The organism is Brevibacillus schisleri (assembly GCF_055685845.1).
On the sequence record NZ_JBVNDM010000001.1, the window covers coordinates 2,254,067 to 2,278,411 of the forward strand.

Here is a 24,345-nt window from a genome sequence, read left to right on the forward strand (position 1 = left end):
CCCGATTGGGAGCTTATGTGGGGAGTGGTAGATTCGTGAAATGGTCAGAAATCAGTATCCATACTACAGCGGAGGCTACGGAGGCGGTGTCAAGCCTCTTGTATGAATTGGGTGCCAATGGTGTCGTAATTGAAGACCCGGAGGTGCTCTATCGTGAGTGGGATACCCCCTTTGGCGAAATCTACCAGCTTTCTCCTGATGATTTTCCGGCCGAGGGCGTATTCGTTAAAGCATACCTGCCGGTTGACAGCAGCGAGCTGCTAGATGTTGTAGAAGAATTGAAAGAGCAGCTGGCGCAGTTGATCGAGTACGGTTTGGATATCGGCAAGGCATCGATTGCTGTAAACGATGTCCATGAAGATGAATGGGCCCACGCCTGGAAAAAATACTACAAACCGGTTCATGTGTCCGATCGCATGACCATCAAGCCAGTATGGGAAGAGTACGTGCCGAAGCACCCAGATGAGATCATTATCGAAATGGACCCAGGTATGGCATTTGGAACAGGTACACATCCGACGACCATTCTTTGTCTGCGTGCACTCGAGAAGTATATGGCAAAAGGCGATCAGGTGTATGATGTTGGGACAGGCACAGCAATTTTGAGTATTGCTGCCATCAAGCTCGGAGCAAAAGATGTGCTGGCGATGGACTTAGATGAAGTAGCTGTGCGCTCTGCACAGGCCAATACCGAACTGAATGGTGTGCATGAGCATATCAACGTGAGACAAAACAACCTGCTCGACGGCATCGAGGAGCAGGTGGAAGTGGTCGTGGCTAACATTTTGGCAGAGGTCATCGTGCGTTTCACCGACGATGTATTCCGCGTGTTGAAGCCAGGTGGGACCTTTATCTCGTCAGGTATTATTGCTGCGCGTGAAGCGGATGTGAAAGCGGCGTTGGTGGCTTCAGGTCTTGAGATCGTGGAAACCATTTTCATCGATGACTGGGTAGCAATTGTAGCAAAAAAACGATAGAATAGTGGGGTTGACGAGATGCAACGATATTTTGTCGAGCCACATTCCTTTACTGAGAATGAGCTAACGATTGTCGGAGACGACGTACACCATATCGTAAATGTAATGCGTGCTCGGGAAGGCGAAGAAATCATCGTTTCTGATGGAGCGGGCAGGTCAGCACGGGCCAAGCTTGTCTATCTTTCTGCCAAGGAAGTACGGGCAGAAGTAATGGAAATGCTTCAAGAAGAGCGAGAACTGCCGATCCGGGTCACAATTGGTCAGGGGCTTCCAAAAGGCGAGAAGCTGGAGTGGATTTTGCAAAAGGGGACGGAACTTGGGGCGTACTCCTTTTTCCCGTTTTCTTCTGAGCGAACCATTGTAAAGCTGGACGCCAAAAAAGAAGCGAAAAAACTGGAGCGTTGGCGCAAAATCGTTAAAGAGGCTGCTGAACAGTCTCATCGTGCTGTTTTGCCAGAGCTTTTATCTCCTGTTTCATTTCGTGAGATACTTGAAGCTGGCCAATCGTATACGCGTTGCGCAATTGCTTATGAAAAAGAGGGCAGTACCACGATTCATCAAGTGTTAGAAGAGATGACTGCGAGTGATTCACTTCTCGTCCTCGTTGGACCGGAGGGAGGCTTCTCTCCTGAGGAAGTGGCCCAAGCAGAGAGCAAAGGGTTCCTGACGGTATCCCTCGGCCCGCGTATTTTGCGCACGGAAACAGCAAGCCAGTATGTTTTGGCCTGCGCTTCCTATCAGTTTGAACGAAAGGCTTCATCACTTCACAAAGGATGAGCAGGAACGAAACGGTCATGACCGTTTTCGTTGACCGCTAGCGGTCACATCCACTTTTATGAAAAACGGTGAAACGTTTTTCACGGAAAAGGAGGAATGGCAATGGCTACCGTTGCTTTTCATACATTGGGCTGCAAAGTAAACAGCTATGAGACAGAGGCCATCTGGCAATTGTTCAAGGCTGACGGCTATGAGAGAGTCGACTTTGAACAAGAAGATGCAGATGTTTACGTGATTAATACTTGTACGGTTACGAACACCGGAGATAAGAAGAGCCGCCAAGTGATTCGTCGTGCGATTCGCCGGAATCCTGAGGCGATCGTAGCCGTAACGGGCTGCTATGCGCAGACCTCTCCAAGTGAGATTGCGCAAATTCCCGGTGTAGATATCGTAGTTGGTACACAAGGACGCGAGAAGCTGATCGAGTACGTGGATCAAATTCGTGCAGAACGCACGCCGATCAATGCAGTAGGCAACATTATGAAAGCTCGCGACTTCGAAGAGCTGGATGTTCCTAACTTCACGGATCGCACACGTGCTTCCCTCAAGATTCAAGAGGGCTGCAACAACTTTTGTACGTTTTGTATTATTCCTTGGGCACGTGGTCTGATGCGTTCCCGCAAACCGGAGAGCGTTGTCGAACAGGCTCAAAAGCTGGTGGAAGCGGGCTACCTGGAAATCGTTTTGACTGGGATTCATACAGGTGGATACGGCGAAGATTTGGAAGACTACAATTTGGCCAAGCTGTTGATTGACCTTCATCAGGTGGAAGGCCTCAAGCGTATCCGCATTAGCTCTATCGAGGCAAGCCAAATCACCGATGAAGTGATCGAGGTCATCAACAACTCCGATCGTGTCGTACGCCATCTGCATGTACCGTTGCAAGCGGGCGATGACGAAGTGTTGAAGCGCATGCGCCGCAAGTATACGACTGCTGAGTTTTACGAAAGAATGGTCAAAGTACGCGAAGCATTGCCAGGAGCAGCGATTACGACAGACGTCATCGTAGGCTTCCCGGGTGAGACCGAAGAGCAATTCTGGAACGGATACGAGTTTATGAAGAAGATCGGTTTTGCCGAGATGCACGTATTCCCGTACTCGATGCGTACAGGTACACCAGCAGCGCGTATGACGGATCAAATTCCTGAAGAGGAAAAGAACGAGCGCGTTGCGAAGCTTCTGGAGCTCAATCAGGAACTGACCTTGGCATACTCCAAGAAATTCGTAGGGGATGTACTGGAAGTCATTCCAGAGCGTCCGTTTAAAGAAGCACCTGATAGCGGTCTTCTGATGGGCTATTCAGACAACTACCTGAACGTCGTCTTCCCTGGCGATGAGAGCATGATCGGCAAGATTTGCAAGGTCAGACTGGATGAACCAGGCTCGGAATACTGCAAAGGGACTTTTGTTCGCGTAGTGGAAACAGAGGCGCTGCCTTACCTGAAGGAGCGAGCTATATGACGGAGATATCGGCAGGGGGCGTTGTATACCAGAAGCAAGACGCAGAGTACATGCTCCTATTGATTGAAGACCGCTATGGCAAAGTAACACTCGCAAAAGGGAAGCAGGAGATGGGCGAGACCATCGAAGAAACGGCTCTTCGCGAAGTTTTGGAAGAAACAGGCGTAGCCGGGCGATTGGGGTCCAAGCTCGACATGATCACCTATGTGTATACACATCCAGTGACGGGCGAATCCATCGACAAAGAAGTCCATTATTATTTGGTGGAAGCTTACAACACGGAGATCACCGTGCAGCTAGAGGAAATCAATGATGTCCATTGGCATTCTGCAAAGGAAGCATGGGATTTGCAACTGCAACGGGGATACCGTAACAATGACAGCATTTTTCGCCTTGCATTCGAACAATTAGGGATAGAGGTGTAGTTCCATGAACATGAACAAATATATCGACCACACGCTGTTGAAGCCTGATGCTACACAAGAGATGATTGACAAGCTGTGCCAAGAAGCAAGAGAGCATGACTTCATGTCTGTATGTGTAAACCCTTATTGGGTAAAACGCTCTGCTGAACTCTTGGCAGGTTCTGATGTAAAAGTGTGCACGGTAATCGGTTTCCCTCTGGGAGCGAGCACGATCGAATCCAAAGCAGCCGAAACCCGCGATGCGATTGCAAACGGAGCGACTGAGGTAGATATGGTACTGAACGTAGGTGCCCTGAAATCCGGTGACCTGGAAACTGTCAAAAAAGACATCGCTGCTGTAAAGCAAGCGGCTGGCGATATTCTCTTGAAAGTGATTCTGGAAACTTGCCTCTTGACCGAAGAAGAAAAAGTAGTTGCGTGCAAGCTCTCCGTAGAGGCTGGTGCTGATTACGTAAAAACCTCCACAGGATTTTCAACAGGTGGAGCAACGGTTGAAGATATCGCCCTGATGCGTAAAACCGTAGGACCAAATGTAGGTGTAAAAGCGTCTGGTGGCGTTCGTGACGGCGAAACAGCGGTTGCGATGATCGAAGCAGGCGCGAGCCGTATCGGTACGAGCTCCGGTGTTTCCATTGTAACAGGAGCAAAAACAACAGGCAGCGGATACTAATACGAAAGAAAAGCCTGGCCGAGGTAAGGCCGGGCTTTTTCCGTCCTGCATGCTGAAGTTCCTATAGAGAGAGGATAGGGAGCGGGGAGGAGATTAGCAAAATGAAATTTGTTAAAGGAATCGTCATCCTGTTGGCTTTTTATGGGGTAGGCGTAGCTGCGAGCAAATGGCTGCATATTCCCCTGCCCGGGAACCTGGTGGGAATGTTGCTATTAACACTGGGACTGTGTATGGGATGGATACGAATGGATTGGGTGGAACAAGCGGGTACATTTTTAATTAGACACATGTTGCTCTTTTTCGTACCGATCATTGTCGGAGTTGCTTCCTATTTAAACGTATTCACACAAAACCCATTGCCAATCATACTATCGATGGTTCTCGGTCCATTACTAGTCATGCTTGTGACTGGCGTGGTTGTGCAATGGTATATGAAGCATCATAAACAAAAATCAGAATCGTCCTTACCGCAAGAGGGGAGGACTTTGGATGCTTAGCCCATTTTTTGCCATTTTGGTATCGATAGCAGGGTACAAAGGCGCAACCATGATCAACGCTCGATTCCATCGAATGCAGCCTCTTTTGGTGGCTGTGATCTTGGTCTGGACCATGTGGTGGGCATTTAGCGGTGATTGGGAGGCGTTTGCTGCCGGAGGATCGTGGATTTCCTTTTGGCTCGGTCCTGCAACAGTGGCACTCGCTATTCCGCTGGCTAAACAGATCAAGGAATTTGCTCATATTTGGCGCGGTGTTTTGCTTGGTGTATGTGCAGGCTGTGCAGTTGCGATCTTCGTCGTTATGGCTGTTCATTGGTGTCTGGGCTCAGATGAGCTCGTATACAAAAGCATGCTCAGCAAATCCGTGACCACCCCCATTGCGTTGGAACTGAGTCGTTCCATAGGTGGGGAGCCTGCACTTGCAGCCTTTTTTACCGCGCTAACAGGGATGGTCGGTGTCATGATTGCCCGTCCTGTTCTCAAATGGGGAAAAATCACTGATGATTGGGCAATCGGGATCGCGATCGGTACGAGTGCACACGCCATTGGTACGGCTAGCTTGAACCGCGTTTCCCCTGTTCAAACGGCAGCTTCAAGTGTCGCAATGATCGTGGCAGGCGTCATTACTTCCATCTACTTGATACCATTTTCTTTCTAAAAGTGAGGTCAGTAGGACGACGCTTATCAGGGATCAGCCATTGAATAAACCGAGCTATTTGCGGCACGAATGGTAGCGCGACCAACGAGCAGACGAGATTGAAGATCGTCTGAGAATGAGCAATTTGCATAGAAGGACTATCCGTTAAAAAGGCACTGACGAGGGCAAGCTGGGAAAGAAACGGTAAAAAAACAATCGCGCCTGCGACGTTGAAGAGCGTATGACACCATGCGACCTGTTTGGATGCCGTATTCGTGCCAATCGCAGCGATGACAGCAGTAAAGCAGGTTCCGACGTTCGCGCCCAATACGATGGCGAGTGCCGTTTCCATCGAAAGAATTTGATGACTGAGTAGGCCCATCGTGATCACAGTCGTAGCGGAGCCGCTATGGATGAGCGCGGTGAAAATGATCCCGGTAATCAAACCGATCCAGATGGAATGGCTGCTCTCCAGAAAAAGCGAACGAAACGTTTCAGACTGCTCCAAAGGCTTCGCCATGACTTTCAATGTATCGATGCCGAGGAAGATCAGTCCGAAGCCGGCGACGACAAGACCAATGCAACGAATGTTTCGGCGCGGCATCAGCCAAAGGGCCACTCCGATGAGAAGCATGGGGATGGCAAAAGACTCGAGCTTGAGCGCAACCAGCTCCGTTGTCACGGTCGTGCCCAGATTGGTACCTAAAATGATGCCAACGGTTTGTGTGAACTGGATTATACCTGCGTTCGTCAGCCCAATCGTCAGGACGGTTACCGCACTGGAGCTTTGCAAGACAAAAGTAGCGAAAAGACCAATCCAGAAGCTATGGAGTGGGGTACGAGTAAAGCGCCCCATCCATTCTTCCATTTTTTTGCCGGCGAGGTTTTGAAAGCCGGAGCGCATGGCATACATACCGAAAAGAAAAAACGTGAGCCCAAAGGTAAAAGGGGCGAGGATGGAGACTATCACAAGATACGTTCCTCCCTGTCCATTTTTAGCAAGTTACTATAACGCTATGCCTGTACTAGGGCAAGCATGACAAAGAGGAGGAATGGCTGCATGGCACGTGTGCTATTGAATCAACATCGGAAAAAGCGGCTAGAAGTAGGACATCCGTGGATTTTTCAATCAGAGGTATTAGAAATTCAAGGGGATGTAGAACCAGGTGAAATCGTCGAGGTCACCAATCACAAAGGACATTTCTTGGCAAAGGGCTACATCAACCCAGCTTCACAAATGATCGTACGCATTTTGAGCTACGACCAAAAGGAAGAGATCGACTACGACTTTTTCTTGCGGAAAATCAAGGAAGCGGCAGAATTCCGGACGAGATTTGTGGACAACCCACGGGCTTGCCGTGTGATTTACGGGGAAGCTGACTTTTTGCCTGGACTCATCGTCGATCGCTACGAAGATACATTGGTTGTCCAAGTCCTCTCATTGGGGATGGAGAAGCGCATCGATTGGATTCGGGATGCACTGGTAGAGGTTTTTGCACCGACCGGTATTTATTTGCGCAATGATGTACCTGTCCGTGAACTGGAAGGGCTCACACAGGGCAAAGAGGTCCTGTACGGAGAGTGTCCGCGTGAGGTACTGATCGAAGAAAACGGATTGAAATACTATGTGGATATCGTAGAGGGGCAAAAGACGGGCTTTTTCTATGATCAGCGGGAAAATCGCGCCTCCATCGCGCCATTGATGAAAGGCTGGGGCGAAAAGCACGGCATTTCCCTGACGAGCATGGAAGTAGACGGCAATACAAAGCAGGTGCCTGTTGACAAGCGGGGGAAAGTGGTCAAAAATCCGTTTTGGGATGGCGCTGAGGTATTGGAATGCTTTACACATACTGGTTCCTTTACCCTGAACGCATGCAAGCACGGTGCGAAAAAAGTGACAGCCCTCGATATTTCCGAGCACGCTATCGAAACAGCGAAGCGAAACATTACACTCAATGGCTTCTTGCATCGTGTTGATTTTGTGGTGGCGAATGCGTTTGATTACTTGCGTGAAAATGTAGAGGCAGGCAAGAGCTGGGATGTAGTCATTCTTGACCCGCCAGCGTTCGCGAAATCGCGTGGAGCAGTGAAAGGCGCTTGCCGCGGTTACAAAGACATTAACTTAAACGGAATGAAGCTCGTTCGTCAGGGTGGCTTTCTCGTTACCGCGTCTTGCTCGTACCATATGTCACCTGAGCTGTTCCTGCAAACGATTCAAGAGGCAGCGGTCGATGCGAAAAAGATATTGCGCCTGATTGAATGGCGAGGAGCGGGTAAGGATCACCCGCAAATCAGTGGGGCTGATGAGGCTCATTACTTGAAATTTGCCATCTTTGAAGTAAGAGATCGTCGATAGAGAAAAAGAAAAACAGCGTCCGCATTAAAACGGCGCTGTTTTTCTTTTCGGCTTTTAGTCTGATTTAAGAAGTTGGTTTTTCAAAAATCAATTCGAAGTATTTGGCCATACCGTCGCCACCGGTGCTTGGAGCAAAGATTTGCACCAAACGCCAGCCTTCCTTGGCGTGCTCGTGGACAACGGTCTGATAATCTTCTTTTGGTTGGCGTCGAAAAGAGGACAGCTCAACTCGGACGAATTTGTATTCAAACATGTTCTTTCCCCCCGCTTGTATCGTCTCTCTTTTTATACGCGCGACGAGCGGAAAGAGTTGCACAAAGAATGTGAATCATTTCGAATAAAGAAATAAGTGCTCATGACAATTGCTTGTCATTTTTTACACGCCTGACGAGATCGAGTGCCTCCTTGAATCCCAGCTCCTTGCCTAAAAAGACTTGTCCTTCGGCGGGGGTAGAAGCGCGGGCCTGGCTTAAGTTCTGAAGCTCGTGGGTCAAGAGATGCTCGACCAGATATAGCTGTACCTGACCAATTTCCCGTTCGCTTTTCCGATCACGCTCCTTGAATTTAGCCCGCTGTTGACTTTCCTCCACATACTTGTCAATATCATCCTCCAAAAAATGCGAGGCATTGCAGATGATATGGCGGTAGTCATCCGTCTTAGAGGGAATGGTACGGATGGTGTGACCGAGATGGGCGAGGAGAAATTTGTTCAAGACGATTGGGTCACGGGTGTAGTTGTTATGCAGCAGGGAATATTCCCCCAAGAATGAACCGCTGTCCTTATCATAGCTGTGCAATAAAGTGTAAGAAGAGCAGTACGTGCAGTACAGTAAATAATCTCTCATGGAAATCCCTCCAAAAAATAGCTCCATGACAGGAATTTTATTTATATCGTATGAGAAAAAACGTGAGCAGGTGATACTTGCTTCTCTTGTTTTTGGCGTTTGGTTTGTGTATGCTAAATGACGGGCTCGGCCCGGTAAATAGAGCAGATGTTGGGCTTTTGCATAGCATAGGAGAGAGTAGAAACTGGGTAGACTCTCCGGGTATCGTACGGAGGGGAAAGGAGCATGACACAGATGGGAAATCAAAAGATTCGACTGGGCATTATTTATGGAGGAAAATCCTCAGAGCATGAAGTTTCATTGCGTACGGCCATGTCCATTATGCAGGCTGTAGATGCAAATAAATATGAGGTAACCCCTGTGTACGTTCAATTGGATGGCTCTTGGGTGACTGGAGAAACACTGGCAGGTCAACTGCCGGATAAGATCGAAGCGTTGCGCTTATCGGCAAAAACACCAGTTAGTAACGAGGCAACAGAGACAGGGCAAGAGCTGGCAGTAACAAGCAAGCCAGGATCGCTGTTTGCCATGAATGAGCAAATGGATGTTGTTTTCCCTGTGGTTCACGGACCATTTGGCGAAGATGGGACGATTCAAGGACTGCTGGAATTGGCGAATATCCCGTACGTGGGAACCGGAGTAATGGCTTCCGCTGTCGGAATGGATAAATGGATGATGAAAACCGTCTTTGCACAGGCTGGACTACCGCAAGTGAAATATGTAGGCTTGCTGCGCTCTCAATGGGAAAAAGGCCAGGACGATGTCATGGATCGGATTGAGCGTGAACTCGGCTATCCGTGTTTCGTCAAACCAGCAAATATGGGCTCCAGCGTAGGGATTAACAAAGCGAAAAATCGTGAGGAACTCAAGCACGCATTAGATGTAGCTGCCAAATTCGACCGCAGATTGATCGTGGAAGAGTTCGTTCAAGTTCGTGAGTTGGAGATTGGCGTTTTGGGGAATGAAGAGCTGATGACATCTGTCGTTGGGGAAGTCATTGCCGCTAAAGAATTTTACGATTATGAAGCCAAGTACAAAGGGGCGGGAACAGAGCTCTCCATTCCTGCCATCGTTCCCGAGCATGTATCCGAACAAATCGCGGAAATAGCCAAGCAGGCATTCCAAGCACTCGATGGCTCTGGCCTTTCCCGTGTAGACTTTTTCTGGGATGAAAAAAACGACAAACTCTATATCAACGAAGTGAATACGATGCCAGGCTTTACGCCGTTTAGCATGTATCCAATGCTCTTCCAAGCTGCGGGTGTGAGCTACAGCGAGCTGATCGATCGTCTGGTACAACTCGCTATCGAGCGACATGCGGATAAAGGTCGCAACGTCGTAGATGCGGAAGAGTTGGATTAATCATAAGAAAAAAGATGCTGATGAATCGGCATCTTTTTTTTTTGTGGATGGAGGAACGGATTTCGGCCTGCGTATCTCTTTTAACTGTATCCGAAGAATATTATCACTTGAAATGAGAATGATAATCGTTTACATTATACATGGGACGTTTTACCAGTTATGTCAGTCACAATGCTTGAATAAAAAATTGGATCAAGCAAGAGGAGAGGTAACATGTTCGTAGTCAAGCATATCGCAGAGCATGCAACGATGCAGAGCTTTCTCAATTGTTATCTCCGAGAAACAGGTAGGGGCGAGTGGATCAATCGAAAAGACGAGATTACGAAGCAGCTAACGAAAATCATACAGCCGAGTTCAACGGGTACGTACCTTCATTGCGAACTCCCGCATCAGGGGATTTCCCTCTATGTCAGTGTCAAATATCATTCCGTGACAGGCAGGCATTTGTTTCATTACCCAGCTTGCTACCGAAGTGGTGACTGCACTCGTTTCGTTCAAGCGGACTATTTGACATTAGCGGTTCTTTTGATTAAAGAACTAACGCTTCAGCATGGGGAAAATGCAGTTCCGGATGAATTAGTCTTGCGGATGATTCAAAGCTGCCAAAGCATTGAGAAATTTGTTCGGACGCGCCAAAGTAATGCCGAGATGTTATATGGCGTGGAACAAAGCTTCATCGAAGCAGAGCAGGCGCTTTTGTTCGGTCACTTGTTCCATCCAACGCCGAAGAGTCAGCAAGGAATTCCTGAGGCCAAGCAAGCGTTGTATGCACCGGAGTGTTGCGGGAAGTTTCAACTCCACTTGTTTGCAGCCCATCCATTGATTGTTCATGAAAAATCTGGGCAAAAAGAATCCGCTACGCAATTACTGAAGGATGAGTTTCCTTCGATAGCTGATGTCGATCCATCATTTTCAATCGTCCCGATTCATCCGCTTCAAGCAGAATGGTTGCTCGAACAGGAAGCTGTACAATCCTTGATCGAGAAAGGATTGCTGCTATACCTGGGGCCAGCAGGTGAGGAGTATATGGCGACATCATCTCTTCGAACGGTTTATCATCCTGAGAAGAAATACATGCTCAAGCTGTCCGTCCCAATCAAAGTTACGAATTCTTTACGGGTCAACAAGTTAAGTGAGATGAAGATCGGTTTAGAGGCGAAGCAACTTTTTGAAACAGGTATCGGTGAAGTAAGTCGCAAGTATCCGGGCTTTGGCTTTATCTCTGATCCGGCTTACATCACGATCATGTTGGAGCATGAGGGAGAAACGGGATTTGAGGTAATCCTGCGTGATAATCCCTTTATGGGGAGGAATGCAGAACAAGTCACGCAAATCGCGGCACTTGTGCAAGATCCACTTCCTGGCTACAAGAGTCGGTTGGCAACGATCATCCACCATCTGGCACAAAAGGAAGGCAAGGCACCGGATGTAGTTAGTCTGGAATGGTTTAAGCGGTACGTAGACATTTCATTGAAACCGATGGTATGGCTCTATCTGAAATTCGGAATCGGCTTGGAAGCTCATCAACAGAATAGTGTAGTCACGCTCAAAGATGGATACCCGGATCAGTTCTTTTATCGTGATAATCAAGGCTACTATTTCTCAGAATCGATGCAAGAGGTATTAGAGGCAGAATTGCCTGGGGTTGGCAAGGCGAGTAGGAACATTTACAAAGACCATCTTGTCGATGAGCGAATCACCTATTATATGATTTTCAACCATATGTTTGGACTTATTAATGGATTTGGAACGGAAGGTTTAATTGACGAACAAATTTTATTAGCAGAGATGCATGAGGTTTTGACCGAGTTTTTACCTATGAATCGAGAGGCGTCGAAGTTTCTAGAGAATCTACTTACGCGCGAACAGCTTCCGTGCAAGGCGAATTTGCTCACGCGCTTCTATGATTTGGATGAATTAACCCAACCGGAAGAGAGATCATCTGTTTTTGTTTACATAGATAATCCTTTAGCAAAGGTAAAGCAGACCGAAAAGGCAAGGCTGCATGCTTTTGGATAGCTTGAAGAGACTTGGAGGATAAGGTATGGAGTTAACAATACAAGATTTCTCGATTGAAGAGGCACTTCACTCGCCCCAGTACGTGCAGGTGAGAAGACGGGTGTTTCGACAATGCATCGAGTCTTTATTATATGAGGGAATTTTGATCCCTGAGACCCTTCAAGAGGGGGACAAAACAATTTACACCTTGCATGGGCTTGATGAGGGTGAACTGCCTGTTCGCTATCTTTGCCGAGGGCGGAAAAGTGCCAGTTTTGGGCTTGTTCGTTTAGGGAAGGACCCCGTTACTCGTGTTGTTTACGATCAAAACGGGGTTGCAAAGCAAGAATCTGAAGCGGTATCCCTCACTCGTTTTTTAGTGGAAGTCTTTCGAACGAATACGGTAGATGAACAACGACTGAAGCTATTTGCCAATGACTTGGAACAAACGTTGTTAAAGGATACATTGTCCCAATACTATCGGATACAAAATGATATTCGGATGCAGGGCAAATCGTTCGATGAGCTGGAAGGTGATCTGATGGATGGTCACCCTTACCACCCTAGCTATAAATCACGTGTTGGCTTTACCTATGTAGATCATTTTGCCTATGGTCCTGAATTTAAGCAGGAAGTTCATTTTCTATGGCTAGCGATACATAAGCAATATTCTCAAGTGTCCATTGATCAAGGGAAAAATTTCGATGACCTTCTCTTGGATGAATTAGGTCGAGACCAAAAAGAAGCCTTTCAACAAATCATCGTCAATCATGGATGCGATCCGGATCGGTATGCCTTCGTGCCTGTCCATCCTTGGCAGTGGCGTAATCATATCGTGCCTGGATTCCAGGACGATATCCATCGCAAAGAGATCATTGTGCTAGGGGTAGGCTCTGATGGTCATCGTCCACAACAATCCATTCGCACCTTTGCTAACAAAAGTAATCCGCATAAACCGTATCTGAAACTCTCGATCAACGTGGTGAATACCTCAGCGGCACGTCATCTCACCCCGCACTCACTGGCAAGTGCCCCCATTGTTTCGAGGTGGCTCAAGGGGATTACGGACGCAGATGCGTATTTACGAGACGTGCAAAAGGTGATCATGCTCCAGGAGTTTGCGGCAGTGGCATACGATCCTCCCCCTGCTTCTGAGCTTGTGGAAATGGTTACATTCGGAGTAATTGGGTGCATGTGGAGAGAAAGTCTCATCCCTCATCTCGAAGCAGGAGAAGATGCGGTTCCTTATAACGCATTAGCGGCAGTAGAGGTGGATGAGGTGCCATTCATTGATCGTTGGATTCGTGAGCAAGGGCTAGAGAATTGGCTTGAGCGATTGTTGGAAAGCAGTGTATTGCCAGTCGTTCATATTCTAGTGAAACATGGAATTGCCATGGAAACACACGCGCAGAATATGATCCTGGTGCATCGGGATGGTGTCCCTACCCGGGTAGCATTGAAGGATTTTCATGAAGATTTGATTTTTTGCCAACCGTTCTTGAGTGATCCGGACAAATGCCCGAATTTCGAGGAAGTGCATGAATATTACGCAACGAAGCCTGATGATGTAATGTTTCACATGAATGAAACTTCAACAGTCAGAGATTTGACGTTAGAGACCTTATTTCTGATCAATCTGGGGCAACTCGCACGGCTATTGGAAGAACATTACGGATATGCCGAAGAGCGCTTCTGGGAGATGGTCGCTCAGGTATTGGAGGGGCACCAACAACGATTCCCGGAATTGGCGGAGCGATTTACGCGATTTGATCTGTTTGTTCCAAGCGTGCAAGTAGAGAAATTGACCAAGAAAAAGCTATATACACCGACCGAGAACTATCATTTACATGAAGTTCCCAATCCTTTGTTCGAGGCAAGGAAAAGGCTTCATTCCATGGCTGTGGGAGGTTACTAGCATGTTCATTGTGAATCAAAATGAGATTTCTGTGCATGAAATGGAGAGACATAAGCAAGGATTCGAAAGCATGGATCATTTTCGACAGCCAGAAGGAAAGAGGTACGCTGTCTGCATAGCTGACCCACTTGACGTGATTAGTCTTGTTCAATATTTACGTGAGCATGATGCCTCCGTGTTGTTGATTCATGGGGAAACCCCAATGGAAACAGCCTATCAGATGGCAGTGAAGGCAAGATGTTATGGGCTTGTTTATCAGGAGACGAAGCACTTCTTGTCCATCACGGATAAACAACAGAGCGAAAAACCATCGCTCTACCAATATAGCTCAGGTACGACAGGGGACGCGAAGCTCATCGGGAGAAGTTGGGAGGATATCCAAACAGAAATTCATGCCTACAACCAGTTGTTTCAGGGAGAGGAATCGTTAACCCCAATCGTGCTGGCATCTGTTACACATTCGTATGGATTGATATGTGGAGTGTTGGCAGCACTGGAACGGGGAAGTAAGCCTTCGATTGTGACGCACAAAAATCCGAAGTTTGCTTTGCAGGTGATCCAGGATACTCCCCAGCATATTGTTTATGGTCTGCCAGTCTTTTATCACATCTTATCCAGCTTTACGCGAGAGCAGGTACGCTTTCACCGGTTAATGACATCTGGCGCTCCCATGCCAGAAGGTTTGTTTCTAAAACTGCAAGGCATGAGCGACATCTTGATGCAACAATATGGTTGCTCTGAGGCGGGGTGCGTCAGTATGAGCAAACAGATGCGGTCGCATACAGATCTGGGGGTTCCCCTTTCCCATGTAACCATGACAACAGGCGAAAATGAAGAACACCCCGGTGAAATTAAGATTTGGAATGGACAGAACGAAATAGCGACGCAAGATTTAGGTTTCTGGACAGGAGAAGGACATATTCAATTTGTATCAAGGATGGATGATGTGATAAACGTCTCTGGCTTAAAGGTATTTCCTTTAGAGGTCGAGGACGTCATTTTGAAAATGAGTGGGATAAAAGAAGTAGTCGTGTATCGTGGACATCATCCGGTCATGGGAGAGATTGTGAAGGCGCAGGTTATTGCAGAGGGAGGAACTACGCCTGAACAAATCAGGAAATGGTGCCAAGATCGTTTGCCAGGCTATAAAGTCCCATTTGAAATCCAATGCGTGGCAAGCATTCCTAAAACAGCCACAGGAAAAATCAGCCGTCGATTAGTAGAAACGGAGACGATCAGCAAATGACACGATCAGAAAGAATCGAGCAAATCCATACGATCATGACCGAAAAATTAAAATTATCGCATATTCACACGCTAGAAGAGTCCATGCGATTGAATGAGGATCTACATATTGATTCGATTATGCTATTGCAACTGATTGTGTATATCGAAGAAGATTTGCGCTTGGTAATACCTGCTCATGAGTTAGATCCACGAATCTTCCAAACGGTTGGATCGCTCCTTACTTTTGTTGAACAGCTAGAACCGCAGCATGTATCGAATTAGCGTCTATACAAACAGCGAGTGGGGGATACAGAATGGTTAAGGTACATTGCATCATTTCTTGCCTATGCGAAGTGATTAAGCGCCGCACAAAGATTGATTATCGTCCCTATTATTTTGGCATATGGGATGCCGAGTACTCCATTACAGATCAAGGTGTGGTCACCTATTACATTGATAACCATGAGGAGATTATCAAGGGATATGAGCGACTTTTCCGAGCGAAAGTAACAGAATGGTATGATCATTCCCAAGATAAAGCCTCCAATCTGGACATGTTCTTGGAGCTAATCGATAATCGTACCGAGGATCAGTTTGTCCTTGTTCAGATAGACATGTCGCTGGTTCCAGAACGAGATAATAAATTTGCATTGAAGCCATTCCCGCATTTTTTGATGATTTCAAAGACGGAGAATGAGGATGAGTGGTTTATGTTTGACCCGGATTTTCGTTGGGAGGGCAATGTGAAGAAGGAGACGGTGATCAAAGCCTTCTTGGAAAATCCGTTTGGTGGCGGCTTTATGGTGGATGCGAGTGAAATTAAGGAACCAACCTATGAAATGATCCACGACTATTTCTATGACGCACTCAAGCGTGATCATAACCCGTTTACCCTTGAGCTAAAGCAATTAATTACAGACATGGCAGAAGGACGCAATGGATACAACTTGGACATGTTGCTTGCGGCAGTGACTCAGGTGAAAGTGATTGCGATCCGCAAATACAGCTACGAGTATGCATTTCTCTATCTGCAAGATTACCTGCAATACCATCGTGATGAGTTTTTGCGTATCGCGTATAAAGTGGAGGACATCTACCAAGGGTTTACAACAGCTCAGTACTTGTCTGTCAAAATGGCGATGACCAAGAATCTGGCGTTGTTGCCTCCGATTATCGAGGCGTTAGAAGAGATTGATCTGATTGAACTAGAAGTGAAAAAAGAGCTGGAACGTCAGTTTGTTCTGTGGACCCAAATGGATAAAAGTCTCGTCACTTTCGACGAAAAAGGGTGGAGGTAAACATCATATGAAACTCTCATTGTGCACAATTACTTTTCGCCACCAGTTGATTTCGTTTGCACAGCTTGTTCAGTTTGCTCATCGTCATCATTTTGATGGAATCGAGTTATGGGGAACTCACGCCCAGCATCTGTACGATCATGATCGAGTAGAGATGGAGGAACAGGTAAGGCTGGTCAGGGATCAAGGCATGAGTATCTCCATGCTTAGCGATTATCTGGATATTGCTACTACATCAGGATTTCAGCGTACATTGGAAAAAGCAAAAAAACTCATTTCACTGGCGAATCTGTTGCATGTGAAGCAAATCAGGACGTTTGCTGGACAGAAGGCAAGTCAAGAAGTAGGGCCTGAAGAGCGTGCACGCTATGTGCATCATCTACAAATCTTATGTAAGATGTGTCAAGAGCACGGGATTCAGCTTTTGGTCGAAACACATCCGAACACGCTTACAGATTCGCTGAGTTCTACACTTGCTTTGTTGCAGGAAGTCAATCATCCTGCACTAAAAGTGAATCTTGATTTTCTTCATGTCTGGGAATCCGGCGCTGATCCAATCGATGCGTATGAGCAATTGAGACCGTGGGTAGCTCATTATCATTTGAAAAATATTTCTTCATCGAATCATTTACCAGTATTCGCTCCACATAATGTATATGCCCCTAACGGCGATCGTGAGGGAATGGTACTGCTCGGTGAAGGTGTTGTAGATTATGGGCCTATTTTAGAAAAGATTGCGGATACGGATTATTTTGCATCGATTGAATGGTTTGGTCAGAGTCCGCAGCGTGTATTAGCGGAAGAGGTAGAGTGGCTGCGGAAGGCAATGATGGTTCGTGCGTAAGTAAAAAAAGGTCGGAGGCGCAGGGGTGCTTCCGATCTTTTTTTCGTGTAAAAGGAAACCAAGTGCTTCCAGTGAGCGTCTACGTATTGATTACTTATTCGGGAGGACCCTTGATGAAAAAACACCTATTGCTCTCATGCTTGCTGATTTCCTTGCTGGGCATCCTTGTCCCTGGACAAATCAATGCTTCTGCTCCTGCGAAGGCAGACCCTCGCAAGCCAGAGCCAGTCGTCATCTATCAAGTAACGGTAGATGGAAAAGTGACAAAAACCGTGACAAACATGCCTTTGATCCATCGAGCAAGCATGTCGCCATCGGGCAGGTTTGTATACGGGGAGCGAATCGGATACGGAAAAGCAGACCGAACCATACCTTACTTGTACGATATGCAAACAAAAAAGATGACGCAGCTATCCGGTTATGGCAAATGGTCGCCGAAACAGGACTCGCTCTACGTTCGTGAAAATGGCGGTATCGTGAAGCTCAGTCTGCCAGACGGCAAAAAAACAGTACTCGTCCCGGCAGCAGCTCAGTATCCCGTCCTTGATTTTTCCGTTTCACCGGATGAACAGTACATGGCGTTCACCCGGATGGACATGCTCTCTTCCAATACCAAAGTAAGCGGCCATTTGTACTTGCAACACCTGCCAACACTCAAAATGAAAAAGAATGACCAATATGAGTGGAAGGAAGATCAATATGCACCACAAGAGAAGTTTTATTGGATGCCAAATTCCAAAAAGCTGTTTTACCAGACGAAAACAGCCTTCAAAGAGCTTGATTTACCAACAGGGTTATAATATGAACACAAAATGACCGACTTTCCTTCTTATTCGAATGATATGAAGTACCGGTATATGCGAACGGAAAAAGAAGAATACATGCTGGATCTGCCAGCGGGGAAAAAGTTGATTTTGAAGTCGTCCTTTTATCCTGATAACGATTTGAAACAGATTTTCTGGTCACCGGGAGGGAATCAGTTTGCAGCAGAAGTATATGTACATCCATCAAATTCAAAAGATTCGTATGGGTCCATCCGCTTTTGCAAGCAGGTAAAAAATTGCAATGATCCATTCAGTGATCCGAAGAAAGGCTTACCAAACCCGTATTTGAGCTCTGCTGATAACTATCGCATCATTGGCTGGGCAAAGGATGGGAAGTCGTACTACGTAGCCGATCTTGCTTCTACTCACTATACGGCTTTCGCACTTGATAAGCTCGATATGTACAACGAAATCTATGAGCAGCGCTAACCAACAAATTCGGCTAATCTTCAGGCGAAGGAAGTGTAAGAGGTGCGAACACATGTGTACATGATCCGCCATGCAGAGTCGCCGTACATTCAGGACCAGGAGGAAACGCGCGGATTGTCAGAAAAGGGTCGGCAAGATGCGCGGCGTGTTGCGGAAATTTTGCAAATGGAACAGATTGAAGTATTTGTCTCCAGCCCTTATGCAAGAGCCATCCAGACAATTGAAACTGCGGCGAAGCAAGCGAATCGGGAAATCAAGCTGGAACCGGATTTTCGCGAGCGCGAATTAGGTGCTTGGGTAGAGTGCTTTGAGCATTTCGTACAGGCTGTCGAGCATGTATTTGCAAACCGTGAGTTCGCTTTCGGAGGGGGAGAATCGAATGCGGTAGCGGGGGAAAGGGGACTCGCTGCCTTACAGGAAGTTTTGGATCACCATCGAGGCAAAAAAGTCGCGATTGGCATCCATGGAAACATCATGACGATCATCATGAATCACTACGATCCATCGTACGAATTCTCCTTTTGGAAAAAGACCTCGATGCCCGATATTTATAAACTATGCTTTGAGGAAGATCAATTGATTCAGGTAGAACGCCTGTGGAATGACAAAGACAAGCACTAAAAAAGAAGCCGTCTCCCGTATGATACGAGAGGCGACTTTCTCTTTCTATTATTCGTGACCTTCCAGATCAGTAATGAGCGTCCATAATGACATACCTTTGGAAGCCTTGAACAAAAAGGCATGTTTTTCATCCCGCAACGGCAGTAGAGCAGCCAGTGCCTCTGCTTTGGTAGCAAAATGCAGCTTTTTCCCCGCATAAGCATCATGGAGATGGCGTGAATCCTCACCGATTGTCACGAGCAGTTCGAAGCGCTCGGCGATGTCTTGAATCGAGGCTCCGACGCCCGCGTGCATAGCCCTGCTATCTGGTCCGAGCTCGTACATGTCACCTAACACGACGATTCTTGCGCGCTCAGGGTACAGCTCGGCAAATGTCCGTACGGCAGCTTCCATGGAGACGGGGCTGGCATTGTACGCATCACTGATATACACAGTACCGTGTTTCCCGTTGATTTGCTCAAATCGCATGGCGGAGAGCTGAACCGTGGACAAGGCGTAAGCGATTTGCTCCGTATCCATTCCGAGCCTCTTGGCAATCGCGACAGCAGGCAGTGCATTCAGGACACTGTGGCGGCCGTGGAGCGGAAGGAATGCCTCGAAATGCTCTCCGGAGGCAAGGTATACTTTGAAACGAGTCCCACCTTCAACCGTTTCGATTTGCTCTGCCCAAATATCCGCTTTCTCATTAACAGAGTAGTACATGAGTTCACCCGGATACAGATGGGCTATCAACCGTAGATACTCCGAATCCTTATTGAGCAGCACGAGCCCGTCAAGAGCGGTATGAGGAAGCAGTTCCGCCTTAGCGAGAGCGATTTTTTCACGCGTGCCAAAATACTCAATATGGGACTCTCCAATAAATGTAATCACGCTAATATCTGGCTGGACCAGTGAAGCGAGCAGATCAATTTCCCCGGCGTGGTTCATCCCGAGCTCCAGTACAGCAGCTTGATGTTTTTCTTCCATCTGCAATAACGACAAAGGTACACCGATGTGGTTATTGAAGTTTTTATATGTCTTGTATACAGGCGAACGGCTCGCAAGTACGTGTGCCACGATGTCCTTCACGGTTGTTTTCCCGATACTTCCGGTAATGGCGATGCGAGGGAACGAAAAGCTTTTCCGATAAGCGGCAGCCAGCTTTTGAAAGCCACGCAGTGTATCATTGACGAGAATTAACCCAAAATCGTTTGGCAAGTCCGCAGGAATCTTCTCCTGATTCGAAACGAGAGCAGCTACTGCTCCTTGCTCAGCTGCTTGTAACAAAAAATCATGTCCATCCCGTGCGCCGCCTGTCAGCGCTACAAACAAAGATCCCGCAGTCAGCTCGCGGGTATCAAAGTGAACGGATGACAAGGCAAGCCCTGGGGAACCAGCGAGCAAAATCCCTTCTGCGTTGATTGCTGCCTGATCCAGTGCAATTGGTTTCATCTGCACGAACTCCTTTTTCTTGTTATCCTGTTTCAACCTCGAAGTCATGCTACCATGCGTTAGGTAGCGCCGCAAGACAAAAGTGAGGGAATATGATACGATCAATTCTTACATACATAACTATCCACATACATGAGGAAGAAAGGAGTCTCCCATGGAAAAAAGTATTTTTACCAAAATCATGGACGGTGAAATTCCTGCTCGTATCGAGTATGAGGACGAGCACGTCATTGTCATCCACGATATTGCACCAAAAGCACGCGTACACTTGTTGATCATCCCGCGTAAGCCAATTCCGACGCTAATGGATGTAAGCGCGGAGGACCTGCCGCTGATCGGGCATATCCACCATGTAGCACAACTTCTGGCGAAAAAGCTGGAGCTGCCAGGATTTCGCTTGATTAACAACTGCGGCAAAGAGGGTGGACAAGAGGTTTTCCACATCCATTATCACCTGTTGTCCGGTTTTTACGAATAAAATTGAACTAAAGGTTGACCTTCTTTAGTCAATTATCCTATAATGAAGTGTGACAGTCTGTTCGTACGTTCGACTCAGGCGTCCCACGGTTTTAGCGGAGGGAGGGAAGACAAATGGCAGAAATTCGAGTCAAGAAAAACGAGTCTTTGGATAGCGCACTTCGCCGCTTCAAGCGTGAAAGCGCAAAATCCGGGGTGATGGCGGAACTGCGTAAACGTCGCCACTTTGAGAAGCCTAGCATTAAGCGCAAGAAGAAATCCGAAGCAGCTCGCAAACGCAAGTTTTAATTGACGGAGGGCTCATCATGAGTGTAATGGAGCGACTCGATCAAGATATGAAGCAAGCAATGAAGGACAGAGCTGCTCTAAAACTCTCTGTTATTCGCATGGTGAAAGCCGCATTAAAGAACGAAGAGATTAACAAGGGCAGACTTTTGTCTGAAGACGAAGTGCTGACCATCTTGACTCGTGAGTTAAAACAACGCCGTGAATCCCTCCACGAATTTGAGAAGGCAGGCCGCGTGGAACTTGCCTCGAAAACGCGCGAAGAGATCGACGTGCTCTCCGCTTACTTACCCGCTCAGCTTAGCGAAGACGAAATTCGTGATATCGTTCGGGAAGGTATCGCAGCTACCAGTGCCTCCTCCAAAAAGGAGATGGGCAAAGTGATGGGTGCGATCATGCCGAAAGTGAAAGGCAGAGCAGACGGAAACCTCGTGCAAAAGATTGTATCTGAGGAACTACCATCGTAGACGCGAGTAACACCTCATATAGATACGAACAGAAAAACTCAACCTGTAAAGGTTGGGTTTTTCTTTTTTTCCAAATGTGAAAGAAATATGAAACGATTGCCAACCTCTTTCGTATACCTTATTGCACACAAGTTGAAGCTGATAGAAGGAAAGGAGGTACATGCAATGAGTGCAACAAGGCTAGTAAAAAGCCGCGTGCGATTGCTTTTTTCACTTCTTTGCCTGATTATGGGTATGACGATGCTTCTTGCTCCCGCGTCCACAACAGCCAAGACCTATCAAAAAGCTGTCTGGATTCCAGTAGATAGCACGATCGAGCGAGGGCTGGAGAGCTTTTTACAGAGAGCATTTGCTGACGCACAGCAGCAGCAGGCAGATCTTGTTATCTTGCATATCAATACGCCAGGTGGAGAAGTGAACGCTGCCGACCAGATTGGGCAGTTGATCCGTCAGGCTCCCATGCATGTGATAGCCTACATTGATAACCAGGCTTTTTCAGCGGGAACTTACATCGCCCTGAATGCAAATGAAATTATTATGACGCCGGGCAGTAGCATGGGGGCAGCCACACCGATTGACTTGGCAGGGAATGCAGCAGATATCAAGTTCATTTCCGGTTGGAGTAATAAAATGAAGGCGGCAGCTGAGCTGAATAATCGCAATCCTGACGTTGCTCGCGCGATGGTGGAAATCGATACAGAATTCCCGGGATTAAAGCCAAAAGGCACGGTGCTTTCTCTCGATGCCCAACAAGCGAAGCGGTTGGGTTATGCAGATGATGTGGTGTCCAATAAGGAAGAATTGCTCAAAAAGCTTGGCATTCAGCCAGATTCCCTTCAGGCCATTGAGCCAACCGGTGGCGAACTGGTAGCTAGATGGGTGACGAGTCCGATTGTGATGAGTCTTTTGCTCATCATTGGATTGGGAGGAATTGTAGTCGAACTGTTTGCCCCTGGCTTTGGTGTTGCGGGGACGATTTCGCTCTTTGCCTTTAGTCTGTATTTCTTCGGTCATTATGTAGCGGGATTTGCCAACTGGTTGCACATCGGACTGTTTGTCGTCGGAATCTTACTGATGCTTCTGGAAATTTTTCTTCCGGGCGGCATTGTCGGTGCGATTGGCTTCCTGAGCATTGTGACAGGTCTCGTAATGGCAGCCTACGACACGAAGCAAGGGCTCGCATCCCTGGGTGTAGCCGCTTTGGTCACGGTAATTGTTGCATTCATGTTAGTGAAGAAATACGGGGTTAAGAGTCTATTCAACAGGTTTGTCTTGGGTGAGACGCAAAGCAATGAAGAAGGTTACGTAGCTCCGCGCGATCAGCGTGAGCTGGAAGGAAAATCAGGCATCGCGCTAACACCATTGCGCCCGGCAGGGGTCGTCAAGGTGGAAGGAAAACGTGTGGATGCCGTATCGGTTGGTGGGTTCATTGAAGCAGGTACCGCCATCACCGTTGTGCAAGTAGAAGGCACGCGTATCGTTGTTGCCGAACTAGAACAAAAGGAGTGAGCTCTTCATGTTTGAAGGCGGTTTGATTCCCCTTATTTTTATGGTGGCAGTAGCCATTGTTGTACTTTCTGTTTTCTTCTCGTTCGTACCAGTCATGCTCTGGATTTCTGCACTGGCTTCCGGTGTGAATATCGGGATTATTACCCTCGTCGCTATGCGCTTGCGTCGCGTCGTCCCATCTCGTATCGTGAATCCGTTGATTAAAGCGCGTAAAGCGGGCTTGCAGCTGGATACAAACCAATTGGAGAGCCATTATCTCGCTGGCGGTAACGTAGACCGGGTAGTAGATGCGCTCGTAGCAGCACAACGCGCGGATATTCCACTTGGCTTCGAACGAGCTGCAGCCATTGATCTGGCTGGTCGTGATGTATTGGAAGCGGTACAAATGAGCGTTAACCCGAAAGTGATTGAAACACCTGTGGTTGCAGCTATGGCAAAAGACGGTATCGAGCTGCGCACTCGTGCAAAAGTAACGGTTCGTGCCAACATTGATCGATTGGTCGGTGGTGCTGGTGAAGAAACCATCATCGCCCGTGTTGGTGAGGGGATCGTATCGACAATTGGTTCTTCAAAAGGACATAAGGACGTATTGGAAAATCCGGATCTGATCTCCAAAACGGTATTGAACAAAGGTTTGGATGCCGGAACTGCTTTTGAAATTCTCTCGATTGATATTGCGGACGTGGATGTAGGGAAAAACATCGGGGCACAATTGCAAACCGACCAAGCAGAAGCAGATAAACGTATTGCCCAAGCGAAAGCGGAAGAGCGTCGTGCCATGGCGGTAGCCCAAGAGCAAGAAATGATCGCGCGCGTACAAGAAATGAAGGCAAAAGTAGTAGAAGCAGAAGCACAAGTACCACTCGCTTTGTCCGAAGCATTGAAAAGCGGCAAAATGGGCGTAATGGATTATTACAACATGCAAAACATTGCTGCTGATACACAAATGCGTCAATCTTTTGGGCATGCAGGTGACAAACAAGATCCTGCTCTGCCAGACGAGAAAGAATAAG

At 47.4% G+C, this 24,345-nt stretch carries 27 protein-coding genes; 23 read left to right on the forward strand and 4 right to left on the reverse strand.

Annotated elements, in window-relative coordinates; genetic code table 11:
- The first annotated feature begins 35 nt into the window (after window positions 1-35).
- The 7 genes from prmA (at window position 36) to ACUUHJ_RS11220 (ending at window position 5,465) form a co-directional block, all read left to right on the forward strand.
- Window positions 36-977, forward strand: a complete 942-nt coding sequence (gene prmA / locus ACUUHJ_RS11190) for a 50S ribosomal protein L11 methyltransferase (RefSeq protein ID WP_012685742.1) — start codon at window positions 36-38, stop codon at window positions 975-977.
- 18 nt (window positions 978-995) lie between these two features.
- Window positions 996-1,754 carry a 16S rRNA (uracil(1498)-N(3))-methyltransferase gene (locus tag ACUUHJ_RS11195; RefSeq protein ID WP_289677309.1) on the forward strand — a complete coding sequence of 253 codons (759 nt, stop codon included), beginning with the start codon at window positions 996-998 and terminating at the stop codon, window positions 1,752-1,754.
- 102 nt (window positions 1,755-1,856) lie between these two features.
- Window positions 1,857-3,215, forward strand: coding sequence for a tRNA (N(6)-L-threonylcarbamoyladenosine(37)-C(2))-methylthiotransferase MtaB (mtaB, locus tag ACUUHJ_RS11200; RefSeq protein WP_142495770.1), 1,359 nt, complete (start codon window positions 1,857-1,859; stop codon window positions 3,213-3,215).
- A complete protein-coding gene (locus ACUUHJ_RS11205; protein WP_012685745.1) occupies window positions 3,212-3,640 on the forward strand; it encodes an NUDIX hydrolase in 429 nt (142 codons plus the stop codon). The genes mtaB and ACUUHJ_RS11205 overlap by 4 nt, the downstream gene beginning before the upstream one ends.
- Window positions 3,641-3,644: 4 nt before the next feature.
- The gene (deoC, locus tag ACUUHJ_RS11210; protein ID WP_012685746.1) at window positions 3,645-4,310 is read left to right on the forward strand and encodes a deoxyribose-phosphate aldolase; all 666 of its coding nucleotides are present in this window, start codon (window positions 3,645-3,647) and stop codon (window positions 4,308-4,310) included.
- A 101-nt stretch (window positions 4,311-4,411) separates the two neighbouring features.
- Window positions 4,412-4,807 carry a CidA/LrgA family protein gene (locus ACUUHJ_RS11215; protein WP_012685747.1) on the forward strand — a complete coding sequence of 132 codons (396 nt, stop codon included), beginning with the start codon at window positions 4,412-4,414 and terminating at the stop codon, window positions 4,805-4,807.
- Window positions 4,800-5,465 carry an LrgB family protein gene (locus tag ACUUHJ_RS11220; protein WP_472298909.1) on the forward strand — a complete coding sequence of 222 codons (666 nt, stop codon included), beginning with the start codon at window positions 4,800-4,802 and terminating at the stop codon, window positions 5,463-5,465. Before ACUUHJ_RS11215 ends, ACUUHJ_RS11220 begins: the two co-directional genes overlap by 8 nt.
- Here ACUUHJ_RS11220 and ACUUHJ_RS11225 read toward each other — a convergent pair.
- Window positions 5,431-6,414 (reverse strand): Na/Pi cotransporter family protein, encoded by a 984-nt coding sequence (locus ACUUHJ_RS11225; RefSeq protein ID WP_047072548.1) that lies wholly within the window; start codon window positions 6,412-6,414, stop codon window positions 5,431-5,433. The two genes, ACUUHJ_RS11220 and ACUUHJ_RS11225, sit on opposite strands and share 35 nt — an antisense overlap.
- 90 nt (window positions 6,415-6,504) lie before the next feature.
- Between ACUUHJ_RS11225 and ACUUHJ_RS11230 the strand changes: the two genes are divergently transcribed.
- Window positions 6,505-7,800 carry a class I SAM-dependent rRNA methyltransferase gene (locus tag ACUUHJ_RS11230; protein WP_472298910.1) on the forward strand — a complete coding sequence of 432 codons (1,296 nt, stop codon included), beginning with the start codon at window positions 6,505-6,507 and terminating at the stop codon, window positions 7,798-7,800.
- Window positions 7,801-7,864: 64 nt separating this feature from the next.
- On the opposite strand, the gene ACUUHJ_RS11235 is transcribed toward ACUUHJ_RS11230, so the two are convergent.
- Both ACUUHJ_RS11235 and ACUUHJ_RS11240 read right to left on the reverse strand, forming a co-directional pair.
- The gene (locus ACUUHJ_RS11235) at window positions 7,865-8,053 is read right to left on the reverse strand and encodes a DUF4177 domain-containing protein (protein ID WP_472298911.1); all 189 of its coding nucleotides are present in this window, start codon (window positions 8,051-8,053) and stop codon (window positions 7,865-7,867) included.
- Between the two features lie 100 nt (window positions 8,054-8,153).
- Window positions 8,154-8,645 (reverse strand): hypothetical protein, encoded by a 492-nt coding sequence (locus ACUUHJ_RS11240; protein WP_012685752.1) that lies wholly within the window; start codon window positions 8,643-8,645, stop codon window positions 8,154-8,156.
- 234 nt (window positions 8,646-8,879) lie between these two features.
- On the opposite strand from ACUUHJ_RS11240, the gene ACUUHJ_RS11245 reads away from it, so the two are divergent.
- The 10 genes from ACUUHJ_RS11245 to ACUUHJ_RS11290 all read left to right on the forward strand — a co-directional run bounded on the left by ACUUHJ_RS11245 (window position 8,880) and on the right by ACUUHJ_RS11290 (window position 19,163).
- The gene (locus tag ACUUHJ_RS11245; RefSeq protein ID WP_472301171.1) at window positions 8,880-10,007 is read left to right on the forward strand and encodes a D-alanine--D-alanine ligase; all 1,128 of its coding nucleotides are present in this window, start codon (window positions 8,880-8,882) and stop codon (window positions 10,005-10,007) included.
- A 213-nt stretch (window positions 10,008-10,220) separates the two neighbouring features.
- A complete protein-coding gene (locus ACUUHJ_RS11250) occupies window positions 10,221-12,026 on the forward strand; it encodes an IucA/IucC family protein (protein WP_289677315.1) in 1,806 nt (601 codons plus the stop codon).
- Window positions 12,027-12,051: 25 nt separating this feature from the next.
- The gene (locus tag ACUUHJ_RS11255; RefSeq protein ID WP_472298912.1) at window positions 12,052-13,920 is read left to right on the forward strand and encodes an IucA/IucC family protein; all 1,869 of its coding nucleotides are present in this window, start codon (window positions 12,052-12,054) and stop codon (window positions 13,918-13,920) included.
- A 1-nt stretch (window position 13,921) separates the two neighbouring features.
- Entirely contained in the window at window positions 13,922-15,166 is a 1,245-nt protein-coding gene (locus ACUUHJ_RS11260; protein ID WP_472298913.1) for an AMP-binding protein, read from the forward strand.
- Window positions 15,163-15,429 (forward strand): petrobactin biosynthesis protein AsbD, encoded by a 267-nt coding sequence (asbD, locus tag ACUUHJ_RS11265; RefSeq protein WP_472298914.1) that lies wholly within the window; start codon window positions 15,163-15,165, stop codon window positions 15,427-15,429. The genes ACUUHJ_RS11260 and asbD overlap by 4 nt, the downstream gene beginning before the upstream one ends.
- Window positions 15,430-15,461: 32 nt before the next feature.
- Entirely contained in the window at window positions 15,462-16,445 is a 984-nt protein-coding gene (locus ACUUHJ_RS11270) for a DUF6005 family protein (protein WP_472298915.1), read from the forward strand.
- Window positions 16,446-16,452: 7 nt separating this feature from the next.
- Window positions 16,453-17,289, forward strand: coding sequence for a sugar phosphate isomerase/epimerase family protein (locus ACUUHJ_RS11275; protein ID WP_289677320.1), 837 nt, complete (start codon window positions 16,453-16,455; stop codon window positions 17,287-17,289).
- Window positions 17,290-17,402: 113 nt separating this feature from the next.
- Window positions 17,403-18,089: a TolB-like translocation protein gene (locus ACUUHJ_RS11280; RefSeq protein WP_472298916.1), complete on the forward strand. Its 687-nt coding sequence runs from the start codon at window positions 17,403-17,405 to the stop codon at window positions 18,087-18,089.
- A gap of 57 nt (window positions 18,090-18,146) precedes the next feature.
- Window positions 18,147-18,542: a hypothetical protein gene (locus ACUUHJ_RS11285; RefSeq protein WP_472298917.1), complete on the forward strand. Its 396-nt coding sequence runs from the start codon at window positions 18,147-18,149 to the stop codon at window positions 18,540-18,542.
- Between the two features lie 42 nt (window positions 18,543-18,584).
- The gene (locus ACUUHJ_RS11290) at window positions 18,585-19,163 is read left to right on the forward strand and encodes a histidine phosphatase family protein (RefSeq protein WP_472298918.1); all 579 of its coding nucleotides are present in this window, start codon (window positions 18,585-18,587) and stop codon (window positions 19,161-19,163) included.
- A gap of 48 nt (window positions 19,164-19,211) precedes the next feature.
- Here ACUUHJ_RS11290 and ACUUHJ_RS11295 read toward each other — a convergent pair whose 3' ends face one another.
- Window positions 19,212-20,594: a UDP-N-acetylmuramoyl-tripeptide--D-alanyl-D-alanine ligase gene (locus ACUUHJ_RS11295; protein ID WP_472298919.1), complete on the reverse strand. Its 1,383-nt coding sequence runs from the start codon at window positions 20,592-20,594 to the stop codon at window positions 19,212-19,214.
- Between the two features lie 154 nt (window positions 20,595-20,748).
- On the opposite strand from ACUUHJ_RS11295, the gene ACUUHJ_RS11300 reads away from it, so the two are divergent.
- The 5 genes from ACUUHJ_RS11300 to floA all read left to right on the forward strand — a co-directional run bounded on the left by ACUUHJ_RS11300 (window position 20,749) and on the right by floA (window position 24,344).
- Window positions 20,749-21,072 (forward strand): histidine triad nucleotide-binding protein, encoded by a 324-nt coding sequence (locus tag ACUUHJ_RS11300; protein ID WP_012685763.1) that lies wholly within the window; start codon window positions 20,749-20,751, stop codon window positions 21,070-21,072.
- Between the two features lie 113 nt (window positions 21,073-21,185).
- Window positions 21,186-21,359, forward strand: coding sequence for a 30S ribosomal protein S21 (gene rpsU / locus ACUUHJ_RS11305; protein ID WP_007727630.1), 174 nt, complete (start codon window positions 21,186-21,188; stop codon window positions 21,357-21,359).
- A gap of 17 nt (window positions 21,360-21,376) precedes the next feature.
- Window positions 21,377-21,823 (forward strand): GatB/YqeY domain-containing protein, encoded by a 447-nt coding sequence (locus tag ACUUHJ_RS11310; protein ID WP_289677326.1) that lies wholly within the window; start codon window positions 21,377-21,379, stop codon window positions 21,821-21,823.
- A 165-nt stretch (window positions 21,824-21,988) separates the two neighbouring features.
- Window positions 21,989-23,332, forward strand: a complete 1,344-nt coding sequence (locus ACUUHJ_RS11315; protein WP_472298920.1) for an NfeD family protein — start codon at window positions 21,989-21,991, stop codon at window positions 23,330-23,332.
- A 7-nt stretch (window positions 23,333-23,339) separates the two neighbouring features.
- The gene (gene floA, locus ACUUHJ_RS11320) at window positions 23,340-24,344 is read left to right on the forward strand and encodes a flotillin-like protein FloA (RefSeq protein WP_012685765.1); all 1,005 of its coding nucleotides are present in this window, start codon (window positions 23,340-23,342) and stop codon (window positions 24,342-24,344) included.
- The last annotated feature ends 1 nt before the right edge of the window (window position 24,345 follow it).